The following is a 25,904-nucleotide window of genomic DNA, read 5'->3' on the forward strand; positions in this document are numbered from 1 at the left end:
AAACACGATGGCTCACGAAACCGCAACGCTCGCCGCTTATGTCTTCAATCTGAAATACCAGGATATTCCGGCCGAGGTGCTGGAGCGCGCCAAAGTGCTGACGTTGGACTTCCTCGGCAGCGCCATCCGGGCGCGGCGCGAGGCGGAATCGACCCCGTCGATGCTGAAGATGCTGGAAGCGCTGGCGCTCGACGCCAGGGGCGAATCCACCGTGTTCGGCGATGCCAAGACCTGGACGCCGGCGGTGGCGGCGCTGCTCAACGGCGCGCTCGGCCACTCTCTCGATTTCGACGACACCCACGCCGATTCCTCGCTGCATCCGAGCGCACCGGTGGTGCCGGCCGCCTTCGCCGTCGGCGAGATGGTCGGCGCCTCCGGGCGCGACGTGCTGACGGCGATCGTTGCTGGCTATGAGGTCTGCTGCCGGCTCGGCAACGCGCTCGACCCGACCTCGCATTACGCACGCGGCTTCCACCCCACAGCGACGGCCGGCACCTACGGCGCTGCCGCCGCGGCCGGCAAGCTGTTCGGCCTCAGCGAGAAGCAGTTGATCGCCGCGTTCGGTGTCTCCGGCAGCCAGGCCGCGGGCTCGCTGCAATTTCTGGTCAACGGCGCCTGGAACAAGCGTTACCAAGTCGGCGCCGCCGCGATGAACGGCGTGATCGCCGCGACGCTGGCGCGCAACGATTTCATCGGCGCGACCGAGTCGGTCGAGGGCAAGCACGGCCTGCTCGCCGGCTACACCGACGATGCGCATCCCGACAAGGCGGTGGCCGAGCTCGGCAAGACCTATGAAACGATGAAGATCGGCGTGAAGCCCTATCCGAGCTGCCGCTACACCCATGCCGCGATCGACGCGCTGATCGCGATGCGGCGCGAGCACAATCTGACGCCGGAGCAGGTCAAGCGCGTCGAGATCGGCCTGCACCGCAACGGCATCACGCTGACCGGCGACGCCGCGACCAAGCGGCACCCGCGCTCGATCGTCGGCGGCCAGTTCTCGATGTTCTTCACCGGCGCGCTCGCACTCGACCAGGGTTCATTCGGCTGGGACGATTACAACCGGCTCGGCGATGCCGCCATCGACGCGCTCGCCGACAAGTTCGACGTGGTGCAGGACGACCGGCTCGAGATCGGCCGCACCCATCCGTTTGGCGCGCGCGTGAGCATCACCACGGACGACGGCGTGCACGAGCGGCTCTACGCCGATCCGTCCGGAGAGCCGACCTCGTTTCCGGATACGCAGGCGATGCAGCAGAAGTTTTTGACGCTGGCCCGCCCCGTGCTGAACGCGCGCGCGGAGAAGTTCGCGGATGCGATCATGACGCTGGAGCGCTTCGACCGCGTGGCGCAGGCGACGGAATTGGGGAGGTAGGAGCATCTTCGCCTCTCCCCGCTTGCGGGGCGAGGCCGGAATCCAAGCGCAGCTTGGATTCCGGGTGAGGGATAGTCTCCGCGAATCCAACTCTCACCTCCCTTGCGGAGACTCCCCCTCACCCCGACCCTCTCCCCGCAAGCGGGGAAAGGGAGAAGAGGCGGCGCGCGTTGCCGCCACCACATCGCGCACGAGGTCGAACACGCCGTCCGCTTGCGGCGGTGCGTTTGGGGAACGTCCGAGCCGCACGATCACCAGCTGCTCCGACGGGATCACGATGGTGTACTGCCCCATCGTGCCCTTGGCGAAGAAGGCATCGCGCGGCCAGCCGTGCTCCACGCGAAAGTTTGCGCCAAAGCTGTCGCCCCGGTTGGTCCAGAAACCGGCACCGATGCCGACCCAGGCATTCGGCGAGGCCGTCGCCGAATAGGTGACCCACCCTTCCGGCAGGATGCGCTTGCGGCCGGCAACACCGTCATCGAGATAGAGCTGGCCGAAGCGCGCCCAGTCGCGGGCGGAGGCGAGCATCTCGCTCGACCCTTCGATCGTGCCGGCGCCGTCGAGCTGGAGCACCACATTCCGCATGCCGAGCGGGGCGAACAATTCGCGGCGCGCAAAGCGTAGCGCGTCTTCCGGTGTGCCGCCGGCCGCATCGCGGATCAGATGCGAGAGAATGAGGGTGTTGCCGTCGTGATAATTCCATGCGGTGCCGGGCGCGGTTGCGAGCGGCATGCTCTCGGCATAGGCGGCCATGTCCTTCTCGACGAATTTCATCCGGTTGACCGGCTCGAAGGCGGAGCCGAGCGAGGCCTGCAACGAGCTGCCGAGCGCAAGGCCCGCGGTGTGACGCAGCAACTGATCGACATTGATGGCATGGCGCGGATCGTCGGGATCTTTCCAGGCGGCGACCGGTGCGGGGCCGTCGAGCTTCAGCTTGCCCTGGCGCACCAGCACGCCGATCAGCGCCGAGACCACCGACTTGGTCATGGAGAAGCCGAGCAGCGGCGTCTCGGGTCCAATGCCGTCGGCGTAGCGTTCGGCGACGACGCGGCCGGCCTTCATCACGACGATGGCGCGGGTGTGGCGGTGAGGCGGCTGAGCGGGCTCGGCGAAGGCCCGGTCGAGCGCGGCGCCGAGTGAGGGGCTCTGCGGCGGCACGATCGCGGGGCCGGCGATCGCGGGCAGCAAAGTGGGCCGTTTGTCGTCAGGCGGCGGCTCGATCGGGACGATGCCGGCGCCGTGCTCGAGCGTGCAGCCGAGGCCTTCGCGATAGACGGCATGGCTGCGGCCGATGCCGAACAGCGTCACCGTGACATCCTTGCGGACGCGGTCGACCCTGTACTCCATCGCCCAGTCGATCAGGCTCGCTCCTGGCATGGCATCCGTGGTCTCGGCGAAGTTGCGCCTGGGATCGAGGCCGGAGACGAACGTCTCGGCGCACAGGATGTCGGCGACGAAGCCGGTCGCGACCTTCGGCACGTCGCGAGCCCGGGCCGCGCCGAGCGCGAGGCCGGCTGTGGCGATGGCGGAGGCGACGAGGAGGATCTTGCGGCGGCGGGTCACGGGCGTTCTCCGGCTGGGGCGTATGCCGGGAGGAAGCGGGATGCGGGCGGGGGATGCTTGCCGGATTTGGAAAATGGGTTGGTTGAAATCGAACCGACCTCGCCGATTCCAAAATTTCGATGTGATCAGAACGGCTTGGAAATCACGCCGCACTCGTCTTCAGCCGCCGGTACTCGGTCGGCGTCACGCCTGTCACCGCCTTGAAGGCGCGGTTGAATGGGCCAAGCGACTGGAAGCCAGCGTCCATGGCGATGGTGATGACGGGGACCTCGGCTTGGGCGGGATCGGCGAGCGCGGCCTTGGCTTCCTCGATACGGTGGTTGTTCAGGAATACATTGAAATTGCGATAGCCGAGCCGCTGGTTGATCAGCCGGCGCAGCCTGTATTCGGGAATCTTCAGCCGGCCCGCCAGCACACCGATGGTGACATTCTCCTGGCGATAGATCCGCTCGTCCGCCATCAGGCGCATCAGGGCATCGATGAGTTTCCGGTCGTAGTCCTCGGCCAAAGGCTGGATCGGCGCGATCGCGAGTGCGGGCTCTGGCGCAATCGGAAACAGATCGGCGCCATCGACGCGCAACATCGCGTAGGCGATCGCGACAACGATGCAGGCGAGCACGCCTGTATTGATGGTGTCGGCGACATCGCTCGCGCTGAAGGCAACGAGGATCTGGAGCAGCGCATTCAACCCGCCATAGAGCGCGGCGGCGCATACGATGAAGATGCGAAGGCGGCGGCGACGCTCGACCAGATCGGCGGACCACGATCCGATCGTCTGCGCCACCGCGAGCGCGATGAAGCCGAGCACGATGAGATTCACTGCCGTCACGGAGAACCGCGCGTTGCCGCCGGGCGCGATCCAGAGACATCCGACGAAGCTGAAGGCGGTCACCGTCGCCCAGATCAAACCATGCCACCAGCGCAACCGGAATTCGTCGTCGAACAGCGCGCACGTGAACAGCCAGAATACGACGATGTTTCCGGTCGACAGCGCAATCAGCGGCGCGTGCCAGACCGGAACGGGCGACGACGCGCCGATGGAATAGCTCGCGGCATGCGCCGCCGAGCCGAGCGCGAAGGCCGCGCCGAGCCGGGCGGTGAGTCCATTGCGAAAATCGGAGGCGAGCGAGGCCGCGAGCACAAGCAGCAGCGCGACGCTGGCAGCGCGGAAGGCAAGCTCAGTTGCGGCAAGGGTCATCGGCTGGGTCGAACGGTCGCAGTTGAAGGCAGCCGAACATCGTTCGTCAGGCTCGCTTTTTCAAGGTCCATCCGCATGGAACGCTTAGCGGCGGCATCCACCGCTGTCATCGCCCGGCTTGACCGGGCGATCCAGTACTCCGAGGCGGTTGTGATTGAATCGTGAGGCCACGGCGTACTGGATGCCCCGGTCAAGCCGGGGCATGACAGCGGAGTGTGTGGCCCGCGCTTTGTCGCGACGCTGATGTGAAAGTCTGCTAGCGTCGCGCCCAACAAAGCCAAAAGGAGTCCACTCATGAGCTGGCAGCCCTCGAACGATCCCGTGCTCGGCGATCCCATGTCCTGCGATGCGCTCGATCTCGTCATCGTGCCGCGCACGCGCGATCTCGGTGACGGGTTCGCGGTGCGGCGGGCGTTGCCGCACGGCAAGCGGCAGATGGTCGGGCCTTTCATCTTCTTCGATCATTTCGGCCCGGTACAGTTCGTCTCCGGCAAGGGCATGGACGTGCGGCCGCATCCGCATATCGGGCTCGCCACCGTCACCTATCTGTTCGACGGCGCCATCATGCATCGCGACAGCGAGGGTAACGTCCAGGAGATCGCGCCAGGGGCGATGAACCTGATGACGGCCGGGCGCGGCATCGCGCATTCCGAGCGCACGCCGGATGCGCAGCGCGCCTCGGGCCAGAAGATGCTCGGCCTGCAGAGCTGGATCGCGCTGCCGGCGGGCTCCGAAGAGATCGCGCCGTCGTTCCAGCATTATGCGGCAGGCGATTTGCCGATGATTTCCGAGCGCGACTTCACCGCGCGGGTGATCGCGGGCTCCGCCTTCGGCATCACCTCGCCGGTCTCGATGGTCTCGCCCTGGTTCTACACCGAGGTCACGGCGGTGGCAGGCGCGAGCGTGCCGCTGGATCCGGACCATGAGGAGCGCGCAATCTATGTCGTCGACGGCGAGGTCGAGATCGCGAACGAGCGCTACGAAGGGCCGCGCCTGCTGATCTTCCGGCCCGGCGACCGCATCACCGTGAAAGCGCTGAAGGCGACGCGGATGATGTTTCTCGGCGGCGATGCACTGGAGGGCCCGCGCCACATTTGGTGGAATTTCGTCTCCTCCAGCAAGGAGCGGATCGAGCAGGCCAAGCAGGACTGGAAAACCGGCCGCTTCGCGGCAGTTCCCCAGGAACACGAGTTCATTCCGCTGCCGGAATAGGCTAATCCGGTGTCCGGCCGCGCGATCAGACGCGGCCAGATGTCCTGTGCGAAGGCCTTGCCGATGACCACCATGCTCTCCAGCGACCTGCCGCTTGCCAAGATCGGACGTGGCAAGGTGCGCGATATCTACGCCGTCGACGACGACCGCCTGCTGCTCGTCACCACCGACCGCATCAGCGCCTTCGACGTGGTGATGGGCGAGACCATCCCGATGAAGGGCGCGGTGCTGACGCAGATCAGCGCGTGGTGGTTCAACGAGCTCGAAGGCGTGGTGCCGCATCACATGATCAGCGCGGATACCGACGAGATCATTGCGGCCGTGCCGGCGTTGCAACCGCATCGCGCGGAGATCCTTTGCCGCGCCATGCTGTGCAAGCGCACCACCGTGTTTCCGATCGAATGCGTGATCCGGGGCTATCTCTCAGGCTCCGCCTGGAAGGAATATGCGGCCAGTGGCACGCTGGCGGGCGAGAAGCTGAAGCCGGGCCTCGTCGAGAGCGAGAAGCTGGAGCCCGCGATCTTCAGCCCCGCGACCAAGGCCGAGAGCGGCCATGACGAGAACATCACCATCGCGAGGATGCGCGCCGTGGTCGGCGACGAGGTCGCTTACACGCTGGAGAGCATGACGCGGGCGATCTACACGCTCGGCGAGGAGCTCGCCCGCGAACAGGGCATTATCATCGCCGACACCAAGTTCGAGTTCGGCCGCGACAAGGACGGCCGCATCATCCTGATCGACGAGGTGATGACGCCGGATTCGTCTCGCTTCTGGGCAGTGGACGCCTACAAGCCGGGCCAGCCGCAGGCGAGCTTCGACAAGCAGCCGCTGCGCGACTATCTCGACGTCGAACGCCGCGCCGGCCGCTGGAACGGCGACGCGCCGCCGCCGCCGCTGCCAGCCAGCGTGGTGGATGCGACCAGCAAGCGATACCTGGAAGCGTATCGGCGCGTGACGGGGACGGAGCTGAAGATTTAGGGTCCCTTGCCTCCGCGCTTCGTCATTGCGAGGAGCTCTTGCGACGAAGCAATCCAGGCTGCCGCCGCGGAGGGATTCTGGATTGCTTCCGCCTTCCCCGAAAGGCTTCGGCGGACATGTCGCTGCGCTCGCAATGACGTGGAGAGGCCGGTCGGCCTCTCCAGCATTCCTGCCTGGCTCACATTTGCGACGACAACGGCGGCTCTCACACCCCCGCCATCATCACGTATTTGATCTCGACATATTCTTCCATGCCGTGACGCGAGCCTTCGCGGCCCAGGCCGCTTTCCTTGACGCCGCCGAAGGGCGCGACCTCGGTGGTGATGAGGCCGGTGTTGACGCCGACCATGCCCGATTCCAGCGCTTCGGCGACACGCCAGACCCGGCCGATATCGCGGGAATAGAAATACGAGGCAAGACCGAATGGCGAGGCGTTGCACATCGCAATCACGTCGGCCTCGTCCTTGAAGCGGATCACCGGCGCGAGTGGACCGAAGGTCTCCTCCTGCGACACCAGCGAGTCGGGCTTGACGTCGGCCAGCACCGTCGGCTCGAAGAAGGAGCGGCCGAGCTCGCTGCGCTTGCCGCCGGTGACGACCTTGGCGCCGCGCTTGACGGCATCGGCAATGTGGCGCTCGACCTTGTCGACCGCCTTCATGTTGATCAGCGGGCCCTGCGTGACGCCGCTCTCGGTACCGTCGCCGATCTTCATCGCCGCGACCTTCTTCGAGAGCTTTTGCACGAACTCGTCGTAGATTTTGTCCTGGGCGTAGATGCGGTTGGCGCAGACGCAGGTCTGGCCCATGTTGCGATACTTCGAGACGATGGCACCTTCGACCGCCGCATCGATGTCGGCGTCGTCGAACACGATGAAGGGCGCGTTGCCGCCGAGCTCGAGGCCGAGCCGCTTCACGCCGACGGAAGCCTGCTGATAGAGGATCTTGCCGACCGCGGTCGAGCCGGTGAAGCCGACGAAGCGCACCGCTGGATGCTCGCACAGCACCTTGCCGATCGGCGGTGCGTCACCCGTGATGATGTTGAGCACGCCCTTGGGGATGCCGGCCCGCTCGGCGAGCACGGCCAGCGCCAGCGCCGACAGCGGCGTCTCGTTGGCGGGCTTGAGCACCACCGCGCAGCCGGCCGCCAGCGCCGGCGACACTTTGCGCGTGATCATCGAGTTCGGGAAATTCCACGGCGTGATCGCCCCGCAGACGCCGATCGGCTGCTTGATGGCGAGCAGGCGCGCATCGGCGCGCTGGGTCGGAATGGTCTCGCCATAGACGCGCCTCGCTTCCTCGGCGAAGAACTCGATATAGGCGGCGCCGATATCGACCTCGCCGAGCGCCTCGGTGAGCGGCTTGCCCTGCTCGGAGGTGAGGATCAGCGCGAGGTCCTCGCGGTTCGCGGTGATCAGCTCGAACCATTTGCGCAGGATATTGGAGCGCTGTTTTGCGGTGTGCTTGGCCCAGCCCGGGAAGGCGCGCTCGGCGGCTTCGACGGCCTTGGTGGTCTCGTCCGCACCAAGCTGTGGGACTTTCGCCAGCTCAACGCCCGTGGCGGGATTGTTGACGGCAAAGACCGGCGTGCCGACCCAGGCGCCGTCGATGTAGCAGGCATCCTTCAAGAGCGACGGGTCCTTCAACCGGTCGCGCAGAGTGGCGGTGGCTTGCGGGGCGCGTGCGGCGGCGGTCGGTGTCATGGCGTTTCTCCCTGGGCGATCGGATCGGCCCGGAATATAGGTGCAAGCGATGCGCAATGCACCGCCCGGCAACGCACATCTGCTGGGAGTAGGCCGGGAGCCTCAGGTCGCTCGCCTCTCCAAAGGGAGAGGTTGGCCTCGCGATCGAGGAAACGGTCAGGCCGCGCCGCTCATATAGGTCTCGCGGCGTCCGATCATGCGTTCGGCCGCGGCCTTGGCGTCCGCCTTCGTGGAGGTCGCGCAGGTCCGGTATTCGAGATCGGGAACGTGGGAGGTGTCGCGACGGCCGAACCACGACTTCGAGCCGACCGGCAGCAGCGCCAGCGCCTGCGCCAGATTGTCGACGGCGCCGAAGGAATAGAGCGCGCCGGTGCCGGCGATGCGCACCTCGTAAATGCCGGGCGAAATCGGCGCCTCCAGGTTCTCGCCCCGTCCGGGACGGGGATAGCGCTTCCATTCGCTCCAGGTCGAAATCATCTGAGGTCCCCCTCGCCGCCCATCCACGGCCGGCAACATTTGCATCAATCTCGATCGGTCCATGAACCGGACCGGGTGCTGAACGCGGCAGCTCACGAAATGTTTCAAGCGTCCGGAAACACACGAACCATATCGCCTCGAGCCCATCCAGGGTGAGGACGAAGTCCGGCAATCCACCGCAGATTGTGAGCAAGGCAGCGGTTCAGTCCCGTTGTCGTCGTGCCTGGGACCAGAGCCGTCAAGTCACGACATCGCGACCGGCGCAGAGGCATGGATGCGCTTGCCGCGCCCGGCATGCCGGAGGACAATCGATCACTTCCAACAATAATCAAACCCGAGGAAACGCCATGCAAAGCCAAGCCCAGATCGATGAGATTCTGCGTCAGAAGAGCGAGACCAAGGAGATTCCCGGCGTCGTCGCCATCGCGGCCAGCGGTCAAGACGTGCTGTATCAGGGCGCGTTCGGCAAGCGCGATCTGTCCAAGCCCGATGCGATGAGCGTCGACAGCGTGTTCTGGATCGCCTCCATGACGAAGGCGGTGACAACAGCGGGCGCCATGCAGCTGGTCGAGCAGGGCAAGCTGTCGCTGGATGCGCCGATCGGCGATGTCCTGCCCGAGCTCGCCAATCCGCAGGTGCTCGAAGGCTTCGATGCCAAGGGCGAGGCGAAGCTGCGGCCGGCCAAAGGACCGATCACGCTGCGCCAGCTCATGACCCACACCGCCGGCTTCTGCTACAACATGTGGAACGGAGATCTCGCGATCTATCTGGACAAGAACGGCATTCCCGCCATCACCACCTGCCAGAACGCGGCATTGAAGACGCCGATCATGTCCGACCCCGGCACGCGCTGGGAATACGGCACCAACATCGATTTCGTCGGCAAGGCCGTGGAGGCCGCCAGCGGCAAGCGGCTCGACGCATACCTGCGCGACAATCTGTTCGCGCCGCTCGGCATGCGCGACACCGCTTTCAAGATCAGCGACGACATGCGCAAGCGCCTGGTCGGCATGCATGCGCGCGGCGAGGACGGCCAGCTGGCAGCGATCCCGTTCGAGCTGGAGCAGGAGCCGGAATTCCACATGGGCGGTGGCGGGCTCTATTCGACGGCGGGCGATTATATCAAGTTCACGCAGATGATCCTCAACAAGGGCCGCGGCAACGGCAACCAGGTGTTGAAAGCCGAGACGGTCGCGACGATGGGGCAGAACCACATCGGCGATCTCGCCATGGGCAAGATGACGACGGCGGCGCCGATGTACACCAACGACGTCGATCTCTATCCGGAGCAGGTGAAGAAGTGGGGCCTCAGCTTCATGATCAACACCGCCAAGACCGCGGAAGGCCGCAGCGCCGGCAGCCTCGCCTGGGCGGGCCTCGCCAACACCTATTACTGGATCGATCCGGCGCGCGACGTCACCGGCGTCATCCTGATGCAGCTGCTGCCGTTCGCGGATGCGAAATGCCTGGAGGCGTTCGCAGGCTTCGAGCGCGGCGTTTATGCCGGGCTCGATGCTGCCGGAAGCGGGCGGAAGGCGGCGTGAGGGTCTCGGTGCTCTCGCCACGCGGCATGGCCGGGCTCGTCCCGGCCATGCCGACCGAAGAGGATCAAGCTCATTCCATGACGAAAGGATTTTGACGTGTCGGATAAGGCGGACAGCTACGTTTGCGGCATCTCGGACGTGCCGCTGCTCGGCGACACGATCGGCCGGAGTCTCGACCAGGCCGCACAGCGCTGGGGCGACCGCGAGGCACTGGTCTCGCCCAGCCACGGCGTGCGATGGACCTGGTCGGAATTCGCCGAACGGGTTGATGCGCTCGCCGCCGGCTTTCTTGCGCTCGGGCTCGAGCGGGGCCAGCGGATCGGCATCTGGTCGCTGAACCGGCCGGAATGGACGCTGACCCAGTTCGCCGCCGCCAAGGCCGGCCTGATCCTGGTGACGATCAATCCTGCCTATCGCCTGAGCGAGCTGGAATTCGCCCTGCGCAAGGTCGGCTGCGCGGCGATCGTCACCGCGACGGCGTTCAAGACCAGCCATTACATGGAGATGCTCAACACGCTGTTGCCGGAGCTGTCATCCGCCCGGCCCGGACAGCTCCATGCGGCACGGCTGCCGGCCCTCCGCAATGTCATCCAGATCGGCGGCCCTGCCGCGCTGGGCACGATTGCCTTCGACGAGGTCGCGCGCATGGGCGGCGACCGGCACCGTCAGCAATTGACCGCGCTCGGCCAGGAGCTGCAGTTCGACGATCCCGTCAACATCCAGTTCACCAGCGGCACGACCGGATCGCCCAAGGGCGTGACGCTGACCCACCACAACATCCTCAACAACGGCTATTTCGTCGGCCGCGCGATGCGCCTCACCGAGAAGGACCGCATCTGCATTCCGGTGCCGCTCTATCATTGCTTCGGCATGGTGATGGGCAACCTTGCCTCCGTGACGCTCGGCGCCGCAATGGTCTATCCCGGCGAGGGTTTTGACCCGCTCGCGACGCTGCGCACGATCGAGCAGGAGAAATGCACGGCGCTTTACGGCGTGCCGACGATGTTCATCGCCGAACTCGATCACCCCGAATTCGCCGGCTTCGACCTGACATCGCTGCGGACCGGCATCATGGCCGGCGCGCCCTGCCCGATCGAGGTGATGAAGCGCGTCAACACCGAGATGAACATGCGGGAGGTCACCATCGCCTATGGCATGACCGAGACCAGCCCCGTCAGCTTCCAGAGCGCGGTGGACGATCCGCTGGAGCGCCGTGTCTCCACGGTCGGACGTATCCATCCGCATGTCGAGGTCAAGATCGTCGATCTCGAGGGCAGGATCGTCAAGCGCGGCGAACGCGGCGAGCTGTGCACCCGCGGCTACAGCATCATGCTCGGCTATTGGGAAGAGAAGGAGAAGACGGCCGACGTGCTCGACGCGAACGGCTGGATGCATACCGGCGACCTCGCCACCCTCGACGACGAAGGCTATTGCAACATCGTCGGCCGCATCAAGGACATGGTGATCCGCGGCGGCGAAAACCTCTATCCGCGCGAGATCGAAGAATTTCTGTATCGTCACCCCAAGATCCAGGACGTGCAGATCTTTGGCGTCGCCGATATCCGCTACGGCGAGGAGCTCTGCGCCTGGATTCGCGTCAGAGCGGGCGAGCAACTGACGGCTGAGGAAGTGCGTGCCTTCTGCGAAGGCCAGATCGCCCACAACAAGATCCCGCGCTACGTCGAGTTCGTCGACGAGTTTCCGATGACCGTGACCGGAAAGATCCAGAAATTCCTGATGCGCGAGGCAGTCGAGCAGCGTTTGGGATTGAAGGCGGCAAAGACGGCGTGAGGTGCATCGTCATTGCGAGCGTAACGAAGCGGTCCAGAGTCTTTCCGACGAAACAGGCTGGATTGCTTCGCTACGCTCGCAATGACGGAAAGAGTAGAGAGAGCCTTGCGCGGTCAGCCCCTGCGCTTGCACGCATAGCTCCAGCCTTTGGACAGGCGCGCCATTAACTCTGCCTGTCGCGTCCCGCACGCGCGTTCAATGTCAATCAGCTGTGGCAGGCCCGGCACAGACATCGCGGCAGTACAATGTTACTGTCGTGTCCTGACTTGATCGATTGTTGAGCTAGGGGGAATGCCGTGAAATCCGCTTGGAGAACCATCCTGGTTGCAGAAATTGGATTTGCAACCTTCAATTCGGCAAGCGCCGCAGATCTCGCGGCCCGGCCCTTCAAGGCACCAGCGACCGCCGTAGCCGTCTATAACTGGACCGGTTTTTACGTGGGCGTGAATGCGGGTTACGCTTGGGGGCAGTCGGATCTCGGCACCGTGCTCGATCCCACCAGCAGCTGGGCCGTCGAACCCGTAGCGTTCAGGAACGAGTTTGTGGCGCTGAGCAATCGCCGCCTCGATCCGGCCGGCGCACTCGGCGGTCTTCAGATCGGCGCGAACTGGCAGACCGGTGCTTGGGTTCTGGGTGTAGAAGCCGACGCCAACGCAACAGATATCGGTGCGCGCACCGTTTTCACCGGAGCGAATCCGCCGGTGATCCGCACCTTCGACGAAAGCATCCGCAATGATTGGCTCGTGACCGTTCGCGGCCGCGCCGGCTATGCGGTCGACAAGACCCTGCTGTACGTCACCGGCGGTCTGGCCGTCGGCAGCGTCAAGGGAAGCTGGGATCTCACCTCGTCCAATGGTTATACCAAGACGGGTTCGGTGTCCGAGACGAAGGTCGGCTGGACGGTCGGCGCCGGCGTTGAGCACGCCTTCGTGCCGAATTGGACGGTTAAGCTCGAATATCTCTATACCGATCTCGGCGGCGTGGATTACACGTCGACCTACGTGCCCGGCAGCACGTTTGCTCCGCCCGGCTCCAACTACGTCGAACGCATCTCGCAGGACCTCACCTTCCATACCGTGCGGGCCGGCCTGAACTACAAGTTCGGCGGGCCGGTGATGGCCAAGTACTGAGAAGCGAAGAAGCCAAGATCCCGGCTCCGGCCATTCGGCTCGGAGCCGTTTTTTTGATCGGGAGCCAGAGAGAGCGCCTCGTTCTACGCGGCACGCCGGTAAAGTGCGGTCGCTATGCCGACCGCATCGTGGGAGGCAGAGATAACTTCTTACGCCGTCAACCCGCGCTGCTCCGCCAGCTCCTTCAGCGACACCAGCGGGCGCGCGCCGATGTGCTGGATGACTTCGGCGGCGGCGAGCGCGCCGAGCTCGCCGCACTGCTTGTAGCCGAAGTTGCGCGCGAGGCCGTAGAGGAAGCCGGCGGCGAACAGATCGCCGGCACCGGTGGTGTCGACCACCTTCTCGACCGGGAAGGCCGGCGCTGCGACCGCGTCTTCCGACGACACCACCATGCAGCCCTTCTCGCTGCGGGTGACGATGCCGAGATTGACGTCGTTGCGCAGCTGCTTCAGCGCGGTGTCGAAATCCGAGGTCATGTAGAGCGAGTGCAGTTCGGACTCGTTGGCGAACACGATGTCGACGGTGCCGCCCCGCATCAGCGAGAGAAACTCGTCGCGATAGCGATCGACGCAGAAGGAATCCGACAGCGTCAGCGCCACCTTGCGCTTGGCGTCATGGGCGATCTTGGCCGCCTTGACGAAGGCCTCCTTGGCGTTCTTGGGGTCCCAGAGATAGCCCTCGAGGTAGACGATGCCGGCGCTCGCGATCTCGGCCGGATCGATGTCGGCGGGCGACAGGTCCTGCGCCGCGCCGAGATAGGTGTTCATGGTGCGCTCGCCGTCGCCAGTGACCAGGATGTAGGAGCAGCCGGTGGCGGGGCCGTCCTTGGCAGCGGGCGTGTTGAAGGCGACGCCGGCAGCGCGAATGTCGTGCACGTAGAGCTTGCCGATCTGGTCGTCCTTGACCTTGCCGACATAGGCGGCGCGCGCCCCAAGGCTGCCGATACCGACGATGGTGTTGGCGGCCGAACCGCCCGAGACCTCGGTCGCCGGACCCATGTCCTTGTAGATGGCGGCCGCACGGGCCTCGTCGATCAGCGACATGCTGCCCTTCGCCATGCCATGCTTGGCCAGAAAGGCCTCGTCGGTCCGAACCAGCACGTCGAACAGCGCGTTGCCGATGCCGAGAACGTCATATTTCACGTCAGCCATTCACCTTGATCCTGTTTGCCGGATTGCGATCTAACCGGAAATCCGCTTCCTGTCGGCCTGAAATCCAAGCTCGCGGCCTATCACGACCGGGCCTTGGCGGGCAAGCAACGGTATTTTCGAGAGCATGATCCGCTCCTTCCTGACCGTCTCGACGGGAACGCTGGCCTCGCGCCTGCTGGGTTTCGCCCGCGATTCCCTGATTGCGGCGCTGCTCGGCACCGGCGCCGTGGCGGATGCGTTTCTGGCGGCGTTCCAGCTCGTCAACGTGGTGCGGCGGCTGCTCAGCGAGGGCGCGCTGAACGCGGCGCTGATCCCGGCCTGGCTGCGGGTGCGGGACCGCGACGGGGTGGCGGAAGCCGCGGCGTTCGCCGGGCGCGTGCTCGGCACGGTCAGCGTTGCCCTGATCGCGAGCTCGCTGCTGATCGCATTGTTGATGCCGCTGATCATGACGGTGATCGCGCCGGGATTCCTCGGCAGCGGCACGCTCGATCTCGCGGTTCAGAACGCGCGGCTGATGCTGCCTTACCTCGCCTTCGCCGGTCCCGTCACCGTGCTGATGGGGCTGATCAATGCGCAGGGACGCTTCGCGCTGACGGCGTTCTCGCCGCTGCTGTTCAACATTGCGCTGATCGCCGCGATCGCGGCGCTGCTGGTCTGGCATACAGAGGCGAGTTTCGCCGCGTGGATTCTGGCGGCAACGGTCGGCCTCGCCGGCCTGCTGCAACTCTTGATGCTGCTGTCGCAGCGAAGCGCGCGCCTGGCGACGCCGCTGCGCGCCAGTTTCGGCAAGGAGATGCGCGGCTTCTTCGCCAAGGCGATCCCCGGCATGATCGCAAGCTCGGGGCCGCAATGGCTGATGGTGGCGGGCGCGATCATCGCCTCCGCAACGCCGTCCGCGGTGTCCTGGCTCTATTTCGCCAACCGCCTGATCGAGCTGCCACTCGGCATTGTCGGCGTCGCCATGGGGACGGTGCTGGTGCCGGAGCTGACGCGCGCCGTCGCTAGCTCCGATCGCGACGCGGTGGCGCATGCCGAATCCCGCGCGCTGGAGCTTGCGGCCGGGCTGGCGCTGCCCGCGACGGCCGGCCTGATCGTGCTCGCCGAGCCGATCGTGCGACTCTTGTTCGAGCATGGCGCATTCGGTGCGGCGGACAGTGCGGCCACCGCGCGTGCGCTGATGTGGCTGGCGCTGGGCCTGCCGGCGCATGTGCTGATCAAGGCGCTGTCGCCGGCCTTCTATGCCCGCAACGACACGATGACGCCGCTGCTCGCGACAGCCAAAGGCTTCGTGGTGACGGTCGTGCTCGCGGTTCTGCTCGGTCATGTCTTTGGCGCGAGCGGTATCGCGGCTGGTATCGCGGCCGGCGCCTGGAGCAGCGCGCTCTCCTTGATCCGAAAGGGCACGGCCGCTTTCGGCTTCTCGATCGATGCGAGTGCCCGCACGCGATTGCCGCGGATCGTGCTGGCCACGATCGCCATGGCCGCCCTGCTCTGGCTGACAACGGGTCTGGTGCCTGCCGGCGCCCATGGGCTCATCCACTTCATTGCGCTGGGTGTACAGATCGCGGCCGGGATCGTCGTCTACGGCTTGCTGCTGCAAACCGTCGGCGCCGCCTCCTGGCGCGAGGCGGTAAACGCGTTGAAACGAACCGGCTGAACCACGGCCCCCGCGAAAGACCCTTGACGGGGCAGCGCCGCTGTTGGAAACGACGGCCGAATACCTATGGGAAGGCTGACCATGCCATTCGTTGAACGGGTCTTTTCGGGCGTCCAGCCGACGGGCAATCTGCACCTCGGCAATTACCTCGGCGCCATCGTCAACTTCGTGAAGATGCAGGAAACCCACAATTGCATCTATTGCGTCGTCGACATGCACGCGATCACGCAAGGGGTGGACGTCTGGGGCGGGCCGGTCGAGCTCGCGCGCAACACCCGCGAGGTGACCGCCGCGTTCATCGCGGCCGGCATCGATCCGAAGAAGCACATCGTGTTCAACCAGAGCCAGGTTTCGGGCCATGCCGAGCTCGCCTGGATCTTCAACTGCGTCGCGCGGATGGGCTGGCTCGGTCGCATGACTCAATTCAAGGAGAAGGCCGGCAAGGACCGCGAGAACGCCTCCGTGGGCCTGTTCGACTATCCCGTGCTGATGGCCGCGGACATTCTGCTCTATCGCGCCACCCACGTTCCCGTGGGCGAGGATCAGAAGCAGCATCTCGAGCTCTCGCGCGACATCGCGCAGAAGTTCAACAACGACTTCGGCGACTCGATCCGCGCGCAGGGCACCAATGACGGGCTGTTCTTCCCGCTGCCCGAACCCCTGATCACGGGTCCGGCGACGCGCGTGATGAGCCTGCGCGACGGCACCAAGAAAATGTCGAAGTCGGATGCGTCGGACAATTCGCGCATCAACCTGACCGACGATGCCGACACTATCGCGCAGAAGATCCGCAAGGCGAAGACCGATCCGGAGCCGCTGCCGACCGAGGAGAAGGGCCTGGAAGCGCGGCCCGAGGCCGACAATCTCGTCGGCATCTTCGCCGCGCTGTCCGGCCGCTCCAAGGCGGACGTGCTGCGCGAATTCGGCAATGGCCAGTTCTCCAGCTTCAAGAATGCGCTGGCGGAGCTGTGCGTGACAAAACTCGCGCCGATCGCCGGCGAGATGAAGCGCCTCGTCGCCGATCCCGGCCATATCGACGCGATCCTGAACGAGGGATCCGATCGGGCGCGCGCGATCGCTGACGAGACCATGAAGCTCTCCAAGGACATCGTCGGTTTCATCCGCCGGCGCTAAGGCGCGGTTCGCAACACAGGCTGGCGCCACGGCGCCGGCCGCTTCGCCTCTCCCAAACATCGCGGGAGTGTGGCAGCATGCGTCCCGTGCACAATCCGGGACATGCATGACCAGCAAGCGACTTTGCTACGAGCCGGGTCACAAGCCCAAATGCCTCGTCATCGTCGACGACAGCGCCGAATGGGATCGCGCCGTCTATTACGCCAGCCGCTGGGCGATGCGCGCCGGCGGCGGCGTGGTCATGTTGCGCATCATCGAGCCGGAACAGCAGAGCCAGGAATGGCTGGGCGTGGCCGACATCATGCGGGCCGAGGCGCAGGAAGCCGCCGAAGCCGCGCTCGACCGCGCCGCCGGCAGAGCCAACGGCATCGCTGCGATCACGCCGGAGCGGGTGATCCGCGAGGGCAGCGCGATGGAACAGCTGCTCGCAGTGATCGACGAGGATCCTGACATCGCCATGCTGGTGCTCGCCGCCAATCCTGGCGCGGAGGGGCCCGGACCATTGGTCTCGCTGCTCGCAAATGCGCTCGGCACATTCCCGGTGCCGGTGACGATCATCTCGGGTGCCCTGAGCGATGAAAGCGTGGATTCGCTTTCGTAGCGCCGATGCCTCTTACCCTCCCCTGGAGGGGAAGGGTCGATCGCGCGCAGCGCGAGCGGGGTGGGGTGGTCTCTCCACACGGGCACTGTGGCGTGAGGAGAGACCGTCACCCTACCCCGTCTCACGCCTCGCTTCGCTCGACATGAGCCGACCTCCCCCTCCAGGGGAGGGTAAGAACGCCCCTAACTCACTGATATAACACTCGAACGCCGTTCCCTCCCCTTGACCGTGCGTTCGCCGTCGCCATCTGCTAGGGGATAGAGCACGCGCCGGCCTTGAACCGGCGACGTCTGGAGAAAACCATGTTCATTCAAACCGAAGCCACCCCCAATCCCGCCACGCTGAAGTTCATTCCCGGCCGCGTCGTGGTCGACGGCAGCCCGATGGAATTTTCGAGCCGCGAATCGGCGGCGCGTTCGCCGCTCGCCGAAAAGCTGTTCGAGGTGCCCGGCGTCACCGGCGTGTTCTACGGATCGGACTTCATCACCGTGACGAAGGCGAGCGGTGAATGGCAGCAGCTCAAGCCGGCGATCCTGGGTGCCATCATGGAGCACTACATGTCCGGCGCGCCGCTGCTTGCGGGCGGCGCGGCCACCGGCGAGGCCGATCTCGACGACGAGGACGAGTTCTTCGACGAGGCCGACGCCGAGACCGTCGACATGATCAAGGACCTGATCGAGACCCGGGTGCGGCCGGCGGTCGCCAATGACGGCGGCGACATCACCTTCCGCGGCTTCAAGGACGGTATCGTCTATCTCAACATGAAGGGCGCCTGCTCCGGCTGCCCGTCATCGACGGCGACGCTCCAGCACGGCATCCAGAACCTGCTCAAGCACTTCGTGCCTGACGTGGTCGAAGTCCGCCCGATGTAAGCCCCTTACGCCGCCTTCTGCTTGGCGGTGATCAGCTTGCGGTTGATCAAGACTTCCGCGATCTGAATCGCGTTGAGGGCGGCGCCTTTACGCAGATTGTCCGACACGCACCAGAGCACGAGGCCGTTCTCCACCGTCGCGTCCTCGCGGATGCGGCTGATGTAAGTGGCGTCCTCGCCGGCCGCTTCATAGGGCGTGGCGTAGCCGCCGGGCTCCTGCTTGTCGATGACGAGACAGCCGGGCGCCACGCGCAGGATGTTGCGCGCTTCATCGGCGGTGATCGGATTCTCGAACTCGATGTTGACGGCCTCGGAATGGCCGACGAACACAGGCACGCGCACGCAGGTGGCGGAGAGCTTGATCTTGGGATCCAGGATCTTCTTGGTCTCCGCCATCATCTTCCACTCTTCCTTGGTGTAGCCGTCCTCCATGAAGACGTCGATGTGGGGGATGACGTTGAAGGCGATGCGCTTGGGGAATTTCTTCGCGACCAGTTCGTCGTTGGTGTAGACGGCCTTGGTCTGCGAGAACAATTCGTCCATCGCGTCCTTGCCGGCGCCCGACACCGACTGATAGGTCGAGACCACGACGCGCTTGATCGTCGCCTTCTCGTGCAGCGGCTTGAGCGCCACCACGAGCTGTGCGGTCGAGCAGTTCGGGTTGGCGATGATGTTCTTCTTCTTGAAGCCTTCGGTCGCGGCCGCGTTCACCTCGGGCACGATCAGCGGCACGTCCGGATCCATGCGCCATGCCGAGGAATTGTCGATCACCACAGCGCCGGCGGCGCCGATCTTCGGCGACCATTCCTTCGACACCGACCCACCCGCCGACATCAGGCAGATGTCGACGTCGGAGAAGTCGTAATGCTCGAGCGCTTTGACCTTCAGGGTGCGGTCGCCATAGGAGACTTCGACACCGACGCTGCGGCGCGACGCCAGGGCCACGACCTCGTCCGCGGGGAATTTGCGCTCATCCAGGATGTTGAGCATTTCCCGACCGACATTGCCGGTCGCGCCGACGACTGCGACTTTGTAACCCATCGTTCACTCTCCGATGAAAAAGCCCGTTCCCGAAGCTGACGCTTAAACAGGAAGAGCAGCGCTTCTATGCGAGAACCGGCCTCAAGACAACGTTAAGACCATGCCTGAAGGCCGTGGATGCAGTCGCCTGAGGCCAGCACGGCCGTTAGCCCTACCCAGATCCAGCTGACGCTCTTGGCCGTCGCCGACGAGATCGTCGGCACGCTGGCGCATCTGGTCGCCTATGTGGGGGCGCTTGCCCTGTTTGCCATCCTCGCCCTCGCAGGCCTGGGACAGCTGCCCGACCTGCGTGGCGATGGTCCGACGGACAGACCGGACTGGAGCATCGCCGACCGCTCGCATCCGGCCTTCGCCGTCAGCCGGATCGATTCATCAGAAAAAACAGCATCTTACATCATCTTTAGGCATCCCGAGGGCGGCCGCAGGGATGTGCTGCGCTGGACCGATATGGCGGACAAGCCGGTGGCCGAACTCGAAATCTACCGCCAAAGCGCCGAATTCGACGTGACACGGCCGGCGGCCGCGGGCTTGGCCGCTCGGATGGGTTTGGCTGCAGATGCCCCGCTCGAGCAGGCCGGCCTGATCGACAGCAAATTCGGCCCCGTCGCCCTGTTCCGGCCGGTCGGCGCGACAGAGGGGACGCGAGCCTGCCTCGGCTATCTCAAGCGCTACGAGGAGCCCGCCTTGCAGATCTCCGGCTTCTCCTGCCAGGGCGACAGCTTGCCCGCCCGCCGCGCGGCGGTCGCCTGCACGCTGAACCGGCTGACACTGCTGGCCTCAGGCAACGAGCCGAGGCTGGCGGAATTGTTCGCCCATGCCGAGCTCAGGCGCCGCGGCTGTGACCCCCAGGGCTCGCCGGACTGGCTGCTGGGCGCAGCGAACGCGCAATTGCGCGGAGCGCTTTGACCTGCATCAAGGATCTGCATCAAGCTCAAGTGGCTGGTTTGCATGCAACTTTTGCCGGCGCGCACGATTATTCCGAGCTGGTGTGACCCAATTGACCTAGTTGCGTCCGCCCCGGCCGGGCTAGTATGGGGTGAAATCGACTGGCGGCCTGCCGCCTGAAGGGGACGTGATGAGCTTGAAATTTGCTGGTGTAAACAAGTTGGCCGCGAACAAACTGGCGACATTGCTTGCGGCGGGCGCCGCAATTGCCGTTGCGTTCGCGACCCCGGCTTCCGCCGACACCAGGACCAAGCAGCGCTATGATGACCGCGGCCGGCCCTATTACGGCCCTGGTGGACCCAACACGGTCTACCAGCAGGGGCGCACCCGCATCTATGTGAGCAAGCGCTCCTGGCTGGACGGCGGCACCGAGGTCAATCCGGGCGACCGCAAGTTCACCGACTACGCCTTCCCCCCGGCCGTGGGCTATCCGTCCTTCGCCCGCGAGAACCTCAACCGGCCGATCGACCGCCAGCCGCTCTCCCCGCCGCTGGATGTCGGCGGCTATCCGCAGAACTTCCCGCTGTACTGAGGCGGGCAACGATCCGAATCAAAATGGCCGGGCTCACGCCCGGCCATTTTTGTTTTCGCGAGATGCGTCCGCCTTACGCGTTGGCTGCCGGGTCATAGCGCCGGCAAAACTCTTCGATGGCCTCGGAGCGGAAATCACCGAGGCGCTCGAAGATCAGCGCATCCGGCCAATCCCACCAGGCGATGCGGCGCAGGCTTGCGGAAACGGTATCGTCAAAGCGCTTGCGGATGGGACGGGCGGGAACGCCACCGACGATGGTGTACGGCTCGACATCGCGGCTGACGACGGCGCCTGCGGCGATCACTGCGCCGTCGCCGACGCTCACGCCCGGCAGCAGGATGGCGGCGTGCCCGATCCAGACGTCGTTGCCGACGATCACCCGGTCGCCGCGCCTCCCTGCGAAGAAGTCGCGATCGCGTGTCGCGCCGGCCTCGTAATATTCGGGAACGTAGGTGAAGCGGTGCTGCGAGGGACGGCCCATCGGATGGTTCGGCGCACCGATCCGCACCGAATTGGCGATCGCCGTGAACTTGCCGATCGCGGCATCGGCGACGTCGCAATTCTCGCCGAGATAGGAATAGTCGCCGAGCGAAGCATATTCGATGCGCGTGCCCGCGAGCACCTCGCAGCGTCGCCCGATCTGCGCCTCGCGCAGGCGCACCGTCTCATGGATGACGGTTTCCGCGATCTTGGGGCGGGGTGCGTCCATGAGGTAGCTCCGATGAAATCGCAGGAAAATGGCCGCCTGTCATTCCGGGGCGGCTCGAAGAGCCGAACCCGGAATCTCAAGATTCCGGGTCTGGTCCTTCGGACCATCCCGGAATGACAACATGAACCTTACGCGTGCAGCTTCTGCAATTCCTTCAGGATCGCGTCGCCCATCTGCGTGGTCGAGGTCGACGTGGTGCCTTCCGACTTGATGTCGGCGGTGCGCAGGCCGCTGGCCAGCACGGCGGCGATGGCCTGGTCGACCTTGTCGGCGAGATCGCCCATGTCGAAGGAATAGCGCAACGCCATGCCGAACGACGAGATCATCGCGATGGGATTGGCGAGGCCCTTGCCGGCAATATCGGGGGCCGAGCCGTGCACGGGCTCGTACAGCGCCTTGCGCTTCTTGGTCTTGACGTCGACCTCGCCGAGCGAGGCCGAGGGCAGCATGCCGAGCGAGCCGGTGAGCATCGCCGCGATGTCGGAGAGCATGTCGCCGAACAGATTGTCCGTCACGATGACGTCGAACTGCTTCGGCCATTTCACCAGCATCATGCCGCCGGAATCGGCGAGCTGATGCTCGAGCGTGACATCCGGGTATTCGCGCTTGTGGACCTGAGTCATGACCTCGTTCCAGAGCACGCCCGACTTCATGACGTTGCGCTTCTCCATCGACGTCACCTTGTTCTTGCGCTTCCTGGCAAGCTCGAAGGCGACGCGGCCGATGCGCTCGATCTCATAGGTGTCGTAGACCTGGGTATCGATGGCGCGCTTCTGGCCGTTGCCGAGATCGGTGATGGTCTTGGGCTCGCCGAAATAGACGCCGCCGGTGAGCTCGCGCACGATGACGATGTCGAGGCCCTCGACCGCCTCGCGCTTCAGGCTCGATGCATCCGCCAGCGCCGGATAGCACACGGCGGGTCGGAGGTTGGCGAACAGCGCGAGATCCTTGCGCAGGCGCAGCAGGCCGGCTTCGGGGCGCACCTCGTAAGGCACGGCATCCCACTTCGGGCCGCCGACCGCACCGAAGATCACGGCGTCGGCGTCCTTGGCCTTGGCCATGTCGCCTTCGGAGATCGAAACCTTGTGCGCGTCATAGGCGGAGCCGCCGACGAGGCCGGTGTCGGTCTCGAACCTGGCGATCCCGGCCGCATTGAGCCAGTCGATCAGCCGCTTCACCTCGCCCATCACCTCGGGGCCGATACCGTCGCCGGGAAGCAGCAGCAATTTGTGGGTCGCCATGGTGGTCACCTCAGATTTTTTCTCGTCATTGCCGGGCTTGACCCGGCAATCCAGCTTTTTTGAAGGATGGATGCCTGGGTCAAGCCCGGGCATGACGAGCGGGATGAATTTCGGCCGGAGTGCTAGAGCGGCGTTGCGCGCTTGGCAAGACACCATTGCCGCGCCGCGGCTGTGCAAGGCCGGCGGGGCCTGCCACACTGGGTGGGCCGGAGTACCCCTTGCACGCACCTGATCGCCCCCTGCCCGACGCACACCCCGCGCGGCTGATCCTGACCCTGTCGCTGGCAGCGACGGTCGGGCTCGGCATCGGCCGCTTCGCCTATGCTCTGGTGCTGCCGGACATGCGGGAGGACCTCGGCTGGTCCTACTCGGCGGCCGGTTTCATGAACACGATCAACGCCGTCGGCTATCTCGTGGGCGCGCTGGTGGCGTCCCGCCTGATCCGGCGCGTCGGCTGGGCCGCCGCGATCCGCGGCGGAACCATTGCCTGCGTTGCCGCGCTCGCCACCTGCGCGCTGACGGGGAATTTCGTCGCGCTGAGCCTGGCGCGCCTGGTGCTGGGCCTGGGCGCGGCGGCCGGCTTCGTCGCCGGCGGCGCGCTCGCCGCCACCATCGCCCAGTCGCGGCCCGAACGGGCCAACTTCCTGCTCAGCCTGTTTTATGCCGGACCCGGCATCGGCATCCTGTCCTCGGGGCTGATCGCCCCGTTCACGCTGCAATATTTCGGGCCGGGCTCGTGGTGGATCGTGTGGTGGGCGCTGACGCTGCTGTCGGCCCTGATGACGATCCCGCTGTTCCTGATCCGCATCGAGAGCGGCGCACGCTTCTCCGAAGGCGGTCATGCCTCGTTCGCGATCCTGCCGGTGCTGATTTATCTCGCCGGCTATTTCCTGTTCGGCGCCGGCTACATCGCCTACATGACCTTCATGATCGCCTATGTGCGCGACGGCGGCGGCGGGGCCGCGGCCCAGGCGGCGTTCTGGGGCCTGATCGGTCTATCCGCGTTCGTGACGCCCTGGGCCTGGCGCGGCGTGCTGGCGCTCGATCGCGGCGGGCTCGCCACCGCCATCATCCTCGGCACCAACGCGCTGGGCGCAGCCCTGCCGATGCTCGGGCATTCGCCGGCCTGGCTCGCGGTCTCCGCGATCGTGTTCGGCGTCGCCTTTTTCGCCGTGGTCGGCTCGACCACCGCCTTCGTCCGATTCAACTATCCGCCAGAGGTGTGGCCGACCGCGATCGCGGCGATGACGATCTCGTTCGGCGTCGGCCAGACGCTCGGGCCGATCGTAGTCGGCGCGATCACCGATGCGCTGGGGAGCTTGAGTTACGCGCTGAATGTGTCGGCGGCGCTATTGGCGCTAGGCGCGGTGGCGGCGTTGTGCCAGCGGAAGGTGGGGCCGAGTGCTTGACTGTCATTCCGGGGCGCGCATAGCGCGAGTCCGGAATCCATTTATCTACCGGCGCTGCAGCTCGATGGATTCCGGGTTCTCGCTTCGCGAGCCCCGGAATGACTGCCTCAATCAGCTCCCGCTGAACGAATTATACCCCTGGTCTTCCCAATAGCCGCCCTTGTAGTCGTTGGTGACTTCCATCGAGACCACGTATTTCGGGTTCTTGAAGCCGAGCTTGGTCGGCACGCGAATCTTCATCGGGAAGCCGTAGGCGCGCGGAAGAATTTCGTTCGCGTATTTGAACGTCATCTGGGTTTGCGGATGCAGCGCACTGCGCATGTCGAGCGGTGAATTGTAGCCGTCCTTGTCGGCGCACTGGAACCAGACATAATTCGCGCGCGTATCGGCGCCGATCAGCTTGAGGAAATCGCGCAAGGGCGTGCCGGTCCAGCTGCCGATCGCGCTCCAGCCCTCGACGCAGATATGGCGCGTCACTTGCGTGACCTGCGGCAGCTTGTAGAGCTCCTCCAGCGTCCAGGACTTCTTGTTGTCGACGAGGCCGCGCACCTCGAGCTTCCAATCCGCGGCCGAGATATCGGGCGCGTCGTCGAGATCGTAATAGGCGTTGAACGGGAACGGCTTGGTGATCGCGCTTTCGGGAAAGGTCGGCGCCAGTGCGTCGGGATTGAACATCCAGGCCTGCACCGCGTCGTTGAACTTTGAGACCTTCGCCAACATGGTCTCGGCCGAGGACGAATCGATCACGTCGCAACCCGTGAGCAGCGTCAGCGCGCCGAGGCTGGCGCCGCCCGCGATGAAGCGGCGCCGGGCGAGATCAGGCATGGTCTTGATGGAATCCTTGATCAGCAGCCGCTTGTCGACGCCGGGGATCAGGAACGGACGTTTGGCCATGTTCTCCTCACATATCCATTTTGAGCATGATCTTGTCGGAAAACCGCTTCACACTTTTCCGGATCATGCTCTAGCGACCGATGATCATCGCGCGCAGACTCTTCGGCACGAGCAGCGCAAGCAGGACGTGAACGACCAGAAACGCGCAGATCGCGGCCATGCAGAAGAAGTGGACATAGCGCGCGGCCGGATAATCGCCGAACAGCATCACGAGATAATAGAGCTGCACGGGCTTCCAAATCGCAAGGCCCGACAGCACGATCAGCACGCCGACCACGATGATGCCGGCATAGAGCAGCCGCTGCACGTAATTGTAGACGGTGAGATCGTCATGGCCGAGCTTGAAGGTCAGCGCCGCCCTGACGTCGTGGAGCACGCCCGATGCCGTGATCGGCAGCAGCTTCTTGCGGAAGCGGCCGGTGGCGATGCCGGTGACGAGATAGGCGAGGCCGTTGATCATCAGCAGCCACATCGCCGCAAAATGCCAGAGCAGGCCGCCGCCGAGCCAGCCGCCCAGCGTGTACTCGCGCGGAAAGCGGAAGTCGAACAGCGGCGAGGCGTTGTAGATCTGCCAGCCCGACAGGATCATCAGGATCATGGCGAGCGCGTTGATCCAATGCATGACCCGCACCCAGGCCGGCTGGATCACTTTGGACTTGGTGGCCGTGACCTGCTCGTCGGTGACTGTGAGGCTCGCCATGGCGGGTTCCATCCTGAGGTCGTGTGACAGCGATTATACGCCGGTGTTTCGG

The 25,904-nt window shown here is 65.1% G+C and carries 23 protein-coding genes; 13 read left to right on the forward strand and 10 right to left on the reverse strand.

What is annotated here, in order from left to right; translation table 11 throughout:
• The first annotated feature begins 7 nt into the window (after positions 1-7).
• Complete coding sequence (locus P0R31_RS31825; RefSeq protein ID WP_275518532.1) at positions 8-1,375, forward strand: MmgE/PrpD family protein; 1,368 nt, start codon at positions 8-10, stop codon at positions 1,373-1,375.
• A gap of 93 nt (positions 1,376-1,468) precedes the next feature.
• Here the strand turns inward: P0R31_RS31825 and P0R31_RS31830 are convergent, their stop codons facing one another.
• The gene (locus P0R31_RS31830) at positions 1,469-2,938 is read right to left on the reverse strand and encodes a serine hydrolase domain-containing protein (protein ID WP_275518533.1); all 1,470 of its coding nucleotides are present in this window, start codon (positions 2,936-2,938) and stop codon (positions 1,469-1,471) included.
• A 142-nt stretch (positions 2,939-3,080) separates the two neighbouring features.
• A complete protein-coding gene (locus P0R31_RS31835) occupies positions 3,081-4,136 on the reverse strand; it encodes an AraC family transcriptional regulator (protein ID WP_275518534.1) in 1,056 nt (351 codons plus the stop codon).
• A gap of 294 nt (positions 4,137-4,430) precedes the next feature.
• On the opposite strand from P0R31_RS31835, the gene P0R31_RS31840 reads away from it, so the two are divergent.
• Complete coding sequence (locus tag P0R31_RS31840; RefSeq protein WP_157284916.1) at positions 4,431-5,348, forward strand: pirin family protein; 918 nt, start codon at positions 4,431-4,433, stop codon at positions 5,346-5,348.
• Positions 5,349-5,411: 63 nt separating this feature from the next.
• A complete protein-coding gene (locus P0R31_RS31845) occupies positions 5,412-6,326 on the forward strand; it encodes a phosphoribosylaminoimidazolesuccinocarboxamide synthase (protein WP_275518535.1) in 915 nt (304 codons plus the stop codon).
• A gap of 205 nt (positions 6,327-6,531) precedes the next feature.
• Here the strand turns inward: P0R31_RS31845 and P0R31_RS31850 are convergent, their stop codons facing one another.
• Together P0R31_RS31850 and P0R31_RS31855 are read right to left on the reverse strand one after the other, a co-directional pair.
• Positions 6,532-8,025, reverse strand: a complete 1,494-nt coding sequence (locus tag P0R31_RS31850) for an NAD-dependent succinate-semialdehyde dehydrogenase (protein ID WP_275518536.1) — start codon at positions 8,023-8,025, stop codon at positions 6,532-6,534.
• A gap of 156 nt (positions 8,026-8,181) precedes the next feature.
• On the reverse strand, positions 8,182-8,502 hold the full coding sequence (locus P0R31_RS31855) for a hypothetical protein (protein ID WP_025033192.1): 321 nt from the start codon (positions 8,500-8,502) through the stop codon (positions 8,182-8,184).
• Between the two features lie 347 nt (positions 8,503-8,849).
• Here P0R31_RS31855 and P0R31_RS31860 point away from each other — a divergent pair, with 347 nt between their 5' ends.
• The 3 genes from P0R31_RS31860 (at position 8,850) to P0R31_RS31870 (ending at position 12,967) form a co-directional block, all read left to right on the forward strand.
• Positions 8,850-10,046 carry a serine hydrolase domain-containing protein gene (locus tag P0R31_RS31860; protein ID WP_275518537.1) on the forward strand — a complete coding sequence of 399 codons (1,197 nt, stop codon included), beginning with the start codon at positions 8,850-8,852 and terminating at the stop codon, positions 10,044-10,046.
• Between the two features lie 96 nt (positions 10,047-10,142).
• Positions 10,143-11,837 carry an AMP-binding protein gene (locus P0R31_RS31865; RefSeq protein WP_275518538.1) on the forward strand — a complete coding sequence of 565 codons (1,695 nt, stop codon included), beginning with the start codon at positions 10,143-10,145 and terminating at the stop codon, positions 11,835-11,837.
• 296 nt (positions 11,838-12,133) lie between these two features.
• Entirely contained in the window at positions 12,134-12,967 is an 834-nt protein-coding gene (locus P0R31_RS31870; RefSeq protein ID WP_275518539.1) for an outer membrane protein, read from the forward strand.
• 149 nt (positions 12,968-13,116) lie between these two features.
• Here the strand turns inward: P0R31_RS31870 and P0R31_RS31875 are convergent, their stop codons facing one another.
• Entirely contained in the window at positions 13,117-14,118 is a 1,002-nt protein-coding gene (locus tag P0R31_RS31875; protein WP_275518540.1) for an adenosine kinase, read from the reverse strand.
• Positions 14,119-14,242: 124 nt separating this feature from the next.
• On the opposite strand from P0R31_RS31875, the gene murJ reads away from it, so the two are divergent.
• From murJ to P0R31_RS31895, 4 genes are all read left to right on the forward strand, one after another.
• On the forward strand, positions 14,243-15,775 hold the full coding sequence (gene murJ, locus P0R31_RS31880) for a murein biosynthesis integral membrane protein MurJ (protein WP_275518541.1): 1,533 nt from the start codon (positions 14,243-14,245) through the stop codon (positions 15,773-15,775).
• A gap of 81 nt (positions 15,776-15,856) precedes the next feature.
• On the forward strand, positions 15,857-16,909 hold the full coding sequence (trpS, locus tag P0R31_RS31885) for a tryptophan--tRNA ligase (protein WP_212255583.1): 1,053 nt from the start codon (positions 15,857-15,859) through the stop codon (positions 16,907-16,909).
• A 106-nt stretch (positions 16,910-17,015) separates the two neighbouring features.
• Positions 17,016-17,510, forward strand: a complete 495-nt coding sequence (locus tag P0R31_RS31890; protein ID WP_275518543.1) for a universal stress protein — start codon at positions 17,016-17,018, stop codon at positions 17,508-17,510.
• Between the two features lie 302 nt (positions 17,511-17,812).
• The gene (locus P0R31_RS31895) at positions 17,813-18,382 is read left to right on the forward strand and encodes a NifU family protein (RefSeq protein ID WP_275518545.1); all 570 of its coding nucleotides are present in this window, start codon (positions 17,813-17,815) and stop codon (positions 18,380-18,382) included.
• A gap of 5 nt (positions 18,383-18,387) precedes the next feature.
• On the opposite strand, the gene P0R31_RS31900 is transcribed toward P0R31_RS31895, so the two are convergent.
• Entirely contained in the window at positions 18,388-19,422 is a 1,035-nt protein-coding gene (locus P0R31_RS31900) for an aspartate-semialdehyde dehydrogenase (protein ID WP_036002717.1), read from the reverse strand.
• A 117-nt stretch (positions 19,423-19,539) separates the two neighbouring features.
• Between P0R31_RS31900 and P0R31_RS31905 the strand changes: the two genes are divergently transcribed.
• Both P0R31_RS31905 and P0R31_RS31910 read left to right on the forward strand, forming a co-directional pair.
• Entirely contained in the window at positions 19,540-20,328 is a 789-nt protein-coding gene (locus P0R31_RS31905) for a hypothetical protein (protein WP_275518547.1), read from the forward strand.
• 169 nt (positions 20,329-20,497) lie between these two features.
• Positions 20,498-20,899, forward strand: coding sequence for a hypothetical protein (locus P0R31_RS31910; RefSeq protein WP_275518548.1), 402 nt, complete (start codon positions 20,498-20,500; stop codon positions 20,897-20,899).
• A 73-nt stretch (positions 20,900-20,972) separates the two neighbouring features.
• Here the strand turns inward: P0R31_RS31910 and P0R31_RS31915 are convergent, their stop codons facing one another.
• Both P0R31_RS31915 and leuB read right to left on the reverse strand, forming a co-directional pair.
• The gene (locus P0R31_RS31915; protein ID WP_275518549.1) at positions 20,973-21,608 is read right to left on the reverse strand and encodes a DapH/DapD/GlmU-related protein; all 636 of its coding nucleotides are present in this window, start codon (positions 21,606-21,608) and stop codon (positions 20,973-20,975) included.
• A 128-nt stretch (positions 21,609-21,736) separates the two neighbouring features.
• Complete coding sequence (leuB, locus tag P0R31_RS31920) at positions 21,737-22,849, reverse strand: 3-isopropylmalate dehydrogenase (RefSeq protein ID WP_275518550.1); 1,113 nt, start codon at positions 22,847-22,849, stop codon at positions 21,737-21,739.
• A 218-nt stretch (positions 22,850-23,067) separates the two neighbouring features.
• On the opposite strand from leuB, the gene P0R31_RS31925 reads away from it, so the two are divergent.
• Positions 23,068-24,258, forward strand: coding sequence for a YbfB/YjiJ family MFS transporter (locus P0R31_RS31925; RefSeq protein WP_275518551.1), 1,191 nt, complete (start codon positions 23,068-23,070; stop codon positions 24,256-24,258).
• Between the two features lie 111 nt (positions 24,259-24,369).
• On the opposite strand, the gene P0R31_RS31930 is transcribed toward P0R31_RS31925, so the two are convergent.
• Both P0R31_RS31930 and P0R31_RS31935 read right to left on the reverse strand, forming a co-directional pair.
• Entirely contained in the window at positions 24,370-25,152 is a 783-nt protein-coding gene (locus tag P0R31_RS31930) for a molybdopterin-binding protein (RefSeq protein WP_275518552.1), read from the reverse strand.
• Between the two features lie 70 nt (positions 25,153-25,222).
• Positions 25,223-25,852, reverse strand: coding sequence for a cytochrome b/b6 domain-containing protein (locus tag P0R31_RS31935; protein ID WP_036002769.1), 630 nt, complete (start codon positions 25,850-25,852; stop codon positions 25,223-25,225).
• Between the last annotated feature and the right edge of the window lie 52 nt (positions 25,853-25,904).

The organism is Bradyrhizobium yuanmingense, assembly GCF_029167105.1.
In the GTDB taxonomy this organism is placed as follows: Bacteria; Pseudomonadota; Alphaproteobacteria; order Rhizobiales; family Xanthobacteraceae; genus Bradyrhizobium; species Bradyrhizobium yuanmingense_A.

Bases quoted from the DNA above. Each gene is read 5' to 3' on its own strand.
- P0R31_RS31825 (WP_275518532.1), top strand. From the start codon at position 8: ATGGCTCACGAAACCGCAACGCTCGCCGCTTATGTCTTCAATCTGAAA.
- P0R31_RS31835 (WP_275518534.1), bottom strand. From the start codon at position 4,136: ATGACCCTTGCCGCAACTGAGCTTGCCTTCCGCGCTGCCAGCGTCGCG.
- P0R31_RS31840 (WP_157284916.1), top strand. From the start codon at position 4,431: ATGAGCTGGCAGCCCTCGAACGATCCCGTGCTCGGCGATCCCATGTCC.
- P0R31_RS31845 (WP_275518535.1), top strand. From the start codon at position 5,412: ATGACCACCATGCTCTCCAGCGACCTGCCGCTTGCCAAGATCGGACGT.
- P0R31_RS31850 (WP_275518536.1), bottom strand. From the start codon at position 8,025: ATGACACCGACCGCCGCCGCACGCGCCCCGCAAGCCACCGCCACTCTG.
- P0R31_RS31855 (WP_025033192.1), bottom strand. From the start codon at position 8,502: ATGATTTCGACCTGGAGCGAATGGAAGCGCTATCCCCGTCCCGGACGG.
- P0R31_RS31860 (WP_275518537.1), top strand. From the start codon at position 8,850: ATGCAAAGCCAAGCCCAGATCGATGAGATTCTGCGTCAGAAGAGCGAG.
- P0R31_RS31875 (WP_275518540.1), bottom strand. From the start codon at position 14,118: ATGGCTGACGTGAAATATGACGTTCTCGGCATCGGCAACGCGCTGTTC.
- murJ (WP_275518541.1), top strand. From the start codon at position 14,243: ATGATCCGCTCCTTCCTGACCGTCTCGACGGGAACGCTGGCCTCGCGC.
- trpS (WP_212255583.1), top strand. From the start codon at position 15,857: ATGCCATTCGTTGAACGGGTCTTTTCGGGCGTCCAGCCGACGGGCAAT.
- P0R31_RS31890 (WP_275518543.1), top strand. From the start codon at position 17,016: ATGACCAGCAAGCGACTTTGCTACGAGCCGGGTCACAAGCCCAAATGC.
- P0R31_RS31895 (WP_275518545.1), top strand. From the start codon at position 17,813: ATGTTCATTCAAACCGAAGCCACCCCCAATCCCGCCACGCTGAAGTTC.
- P0R31_RS31900 (WP_036002717.1), bottom strand. From the start codon at position 19,422: ATGGGTTACAAAGTCGCAGTCGTCGGCGCGACCGGCAATGTCGGTCGG.
- P0R31_RS31905 (WP_275518547.1), top strand. From the start codon at position 19,540: ATGCAGTCGCCTGAGGCCAGCACGGCCGTTAGCCCTACCCAGATCCAG.
- P0R31_RS31910 (WP_275518548.1), top strand. From the start codon at position 20,498: ATGAGCTTGAAATTTGCTGGTGTAAACAAGTTGGCCGCGAACAAACTG.
- P0R31_RS31915 (WP_275518549.1), bottom strand. From the start codon at position 21,608: ATGGACGCACCCCGCCCCAAGATCGCGGAAACCGTCATCCATGAGACG.
- leuB (WP_275518550.1), bottom strand. From the start codon at position 22,849: ATGGCGACCCACAAATTGCTGCTGCTTCCCGGCGACGGTATCGGCCCC.
- P0R31_RS31930 (WP_275518552.1), bottom strand. From the start codon at position 25,152: ATGGCCAAACGTCCGTTCCTGATCCCCGGCGTCGACAAGCGGCTGCTG.
- P0R31_RS31935 (WP_036002769.1), bottom strand. From the start codon at position 25,852: ATGGCGAGCCTCACAGTCACCGACGAGCAGGTCACGGCCACCAAGTCC.